Annotated in this window: 5 protein-coding genes; all 5 read left to right on the top strand. The window is 39.4% G+C overall.

From position 1 onward, the window contains the following. A partial coding sequence (locus DZC79_RS20920) for a hypothetical protein (RefSeq protein ID WP_232831894.1) occupies positions 1 to 1049 on the top strand: 1049 nt, incomplete at its 5' end. A 6-nt stretch (positions 1050 to 1055) separates the two neighbouring features. Continuing rightward, positions 1056 to 1583 carry a hypothetical protein gene (locus DZC79_RS21410; RefSeq protein WP_157977331.1) on the top strand — a complete coding sequence of 176 codons (528 nt, stop codon included), beginning with the start codon at positions 1056 to 1058 and terminating at the stop codon, positions 1581 to 1583. 169 nt (positions 1584 to 1752) lie between these two features. Beyond that, on the top strand, positions 1753 to 1893 hold the full coding sequence (locus tag DZC79_RS21965) for a transposase-like zinc-binding domain-containing protein (RefSeq protein WP_449452784.1): 141 nt from the start codon (positions 1753 to 1755) through the stop codon (positions 1891 to 1893). Positions 1894 to 2066: 173 nt separating this feature from the next. Beyond that, on the top strand, positions 2067 to 2726 hold the full coding sequence (locus DZC79_RS21950) for an IS1 family transposase (protein ID WP_157977332.1): 660 nt from the start codon (positions 2067 to 2069) through the stop codon (positions 2724 to 2726). Between the two features lie 136 nt (positions 2727 to 2862). Then, positions 2863 to 3106: hypothetical protein (locus DZC79_RS20930; RefSeq protein ID WP_157977333.1), on the top strand; the 244-nt coding region annotated here is incomplete at its 3' end.

A 3106-nucleotide genomic window follows, 5' to 3' on the forward strand; every position in this document is an offset into this window, starting at 1 on the left:
GCTTTGTGGGGGTGAAGAAATTCTGCACCAAGAAGCCGGTGATGAAGCAGGAGAATGTATTGGTGGATATCTGCCCGGCGGATAAGGACAAATACCGCTTTGGCTTTAACGGGCAGGAGAAGGTGAATGAGTGGGCGGGGATGGGAAATTTTATGGATTATAAGGAACGCGGACAGGATACGAGGACAGGTAGATTCTTAAGTGTTGACGCATTGTCAGATAAGTTCCCTTGGTATTCGCCTTATCATTTTGCGGGAAATAATCCTATTCTTTTTATTGATTTGGATGGTACAGAGCCAGCGAAAGGGTCTCCTAATTATGGTAAAAACATAATGGTTGGTGTGATTAACCACAAATCACTAAAGAATAGTTTCTTACAAGACCCTAATACAGAAGCGCCTTACGCCAGAAACAACGACAATTGGATTACAAGCCCGGTGGCTGTAGATTTTGCCCAGTCAGCCACTTTTTTAAAGGCTTTCCAGAAAAAAGCGAACAATTTGGTTCTCGGTGCTCATGGCGGTCATAAAGATGGCATAAGTGTAATAGGCTATACTGCTTTTGATGCAAGCCACAATTTTATAACTGCCGATGATATATATAAATACAAAGGCGATGCTAAGTCCACTTTGAGTGATGCTAAATTAAAGGCAATAGATGACTTAACAACAATCTTGGGAGCTGTGAAAGATGGTGGTAATTTAATTTTAAACGCTTGCTTCATTAATAAAGATGGTGGCAAATTGGGGAAGGCCATTCAATCGTTAGCAAATTATAAGATAAATGTCTACCTTTCTACAGACTATATGCAAGGAGGATATGAGAGCAATGGAACGAGAAGTAATCTAGACCTGAGAGTGATTAAGGAAAAGGGGGTGGTTTATAGTAAAGATAAAAACAAGAACATTGTTTATGATAAGTCAGATTATGAGAATGGCATCTATAAAATAGCCACTGGAGAAGCATCTCAGCCCGAAAAACTTGATAGGAATATGATTTATAACTCCCAAGGAACCCCGACATCCGTAGTTCCTCCTAAAACACAATGATCAGCTATGAGAATATTACTTGTTCTTGCTTTTTTATTTAGCTCACTTTTTGTTTCAGCGAGAAAGCATGATTTCAAACCTTTAAGTAATTATGATACTGCTTATTTATGTAATATTAACTGCACAAGACAATGCCAGTCAGATGAGTTTGTACTATACTGCGATTCAATAGCCTATATAAATGGTCATTGGGAGCAGACTGTAGAAAATCTAAAGTCTATAAGCAGAAAAGATTATGATTCACTAAGAATTATTTTAAACAACCCGGATACTTACAAATATTTAATCAAGAGAGGGGATTCTCTTTTTGCAGGGAGTGATGTTGCTGCTTATACACCTACAGTAGCACTAATAGTAAGAAGAAAAGCAATTATTGAGCAACTAATAATCGATCCTTCTGCCAATAAATATTTATATTTCGTTAGCCAAAGAGGGAAAACTAGATCTTATCCAAAAGAAACCTATCACAGGGTATCGAATCAACTTAACTCGATCTTCAAAAGAAATGGCTTATCATGCCTCGATAATCGGTAGTTTGGTAAGGGGTAATGTTACAGATGTGGGTAATGTTACAGATGTGTGGTTTTAGCCGTATTCATAATCTAAATGATTGATTTTTAAAGAAAGTTGTTTTAAGATGTTACCTAAACCGGATGGGCAATTGCCCATCCGGTTTATTTTTAAGCTAACAAAATCATCTGTGATGCAACAAAATAAGACCTCATGTACCAGATGTGTGGGTGGTGAGAAATACTGTGATCACTGCGGCACGATTTACATCAGGCATGGCTACACAGTTTCCGGCAAACTCCGTTATAAATGCAAGAACTGCAACAGAAGGTAGTGTTCCCTACGTCACTTTCTGAAACTTTTGATATATTTTTTGCTTACTGTCACGAAAAAGAGTTTTGAACGGATTTGAAAATCGGAGGCATTAGTGCCTCCGATTTTTTATTTTGAGTAACTTATGGTATCTAAAAATGGCTTTTAACCGACCCTATGTTCCTTACGTCACCTATGAAATGTAAGTATTGCTCACAAGAATGTATTCGCAAAGGGCTGAGAAACGGCATCCAACAGTTTTATTGTAAGGCTTGCCGAAAATACCAGCGACACTGTTATAAAAGGGCCCCTGTTAGCAAAGAGAAGAAATTACAATTAATACAGTTACATAAAGAGGGTATGGGCGTCCAAAGCATAGGTCGCATTCTTCACATATCTGCAAGCTCTGTCGTAAGGCAAATATTTTCGATTGCGGCCAATACTCCGAAACGCAATATAGATGAGCAGAATCAGGCTTATGAGATTGATGAAATGCAAACTTATGTAGGTCGTAATAATCAATCTAACTATGTTTGGATTACGTATGCTATCAATCGCCAAACCAAGGAAGTTATAGATTTTGTAGTTGGGAGAAGGACGAAAGAAAATCTAAACATAATTGTCGAAAAGATTTTGACATTACGCCCCAGACGCATCTACACAGATGGCCTGAATATCTATAGGGGCCTCATTCATAAAAGTATTCATAGCGTACAACGGTATAAAATCAACCGCATCGAGCGGAAGAATCTGACGTTGCGCACGCACTTAAAGCGATTAAACAGAGAAACCATTTGCTTCAGCAAAAGCATAACAATGTTGCATGCCTGTCTAATGTTATACTTTTTTGGCTAATGCAAGAGACCTCGTTTAAACTTTTGTCGGAAGTCTATTGCGCCCCGGATAGCAGCGGAAAGCCCACAGCCGCTGCTATCCTTCTTTTCAGATGCAATACATCATTTACTTAGGTATGACCATAGGAATGTAATCCATGCAGCGGCAAGGACTTGCAGCGGATAGCCGGAAATGGCGCCATAAAAAATATATTTCCACCAACCGTTTGCAGAACATAACGGATGTGGTGAGCAACAACAACTTCCACAACGACATCAAGCATTATACCAATACGGCCGCTTCCCGTTACCTGTACGATGCCACCGGCAACACCATCAAAGACCAGGTGAGCGGGCAGGATACGATCCTGTGGAACCATTACAACAAAGTGACACAGACCC

Origin of the sequence: Taibaiella helva (assembly GCF_003545695.1) — a bacterium.
GTDB classification, from domain to species: domain Bacteria; phylum Bacteroidota; class Bacteroidia; order Chitinophagales; family Chitinophagaceae; genus Taibaiella; species Taibaiella helva.

What these genes read in the sequence shown, in the direction of transcription:
- DZC79_RS21410 (WP_157977331.1), top strand. Translation starts at nt 1,056, where the DNA reads ATGAGAATATTACTTGTTCTTGCTTTTTTATTTAGCTCACTTTTTGTT.
- DZC79_RS21965 (WP_449452784.1), top strand. Translation starts at nt 1,753, where the DNA reads ATGCAACAAAATAAGACCTCATGTACCAGATGTGTGGGTGGTGAGAAA.
- DZC79_RS21950 (WP_157977332.1), top strand. Translation starts at nt 2,067, where the DNA reads ATGAAATGTAAGTATTGCTCACAAGAATGTATTCGCAAAGGGCTGAGA.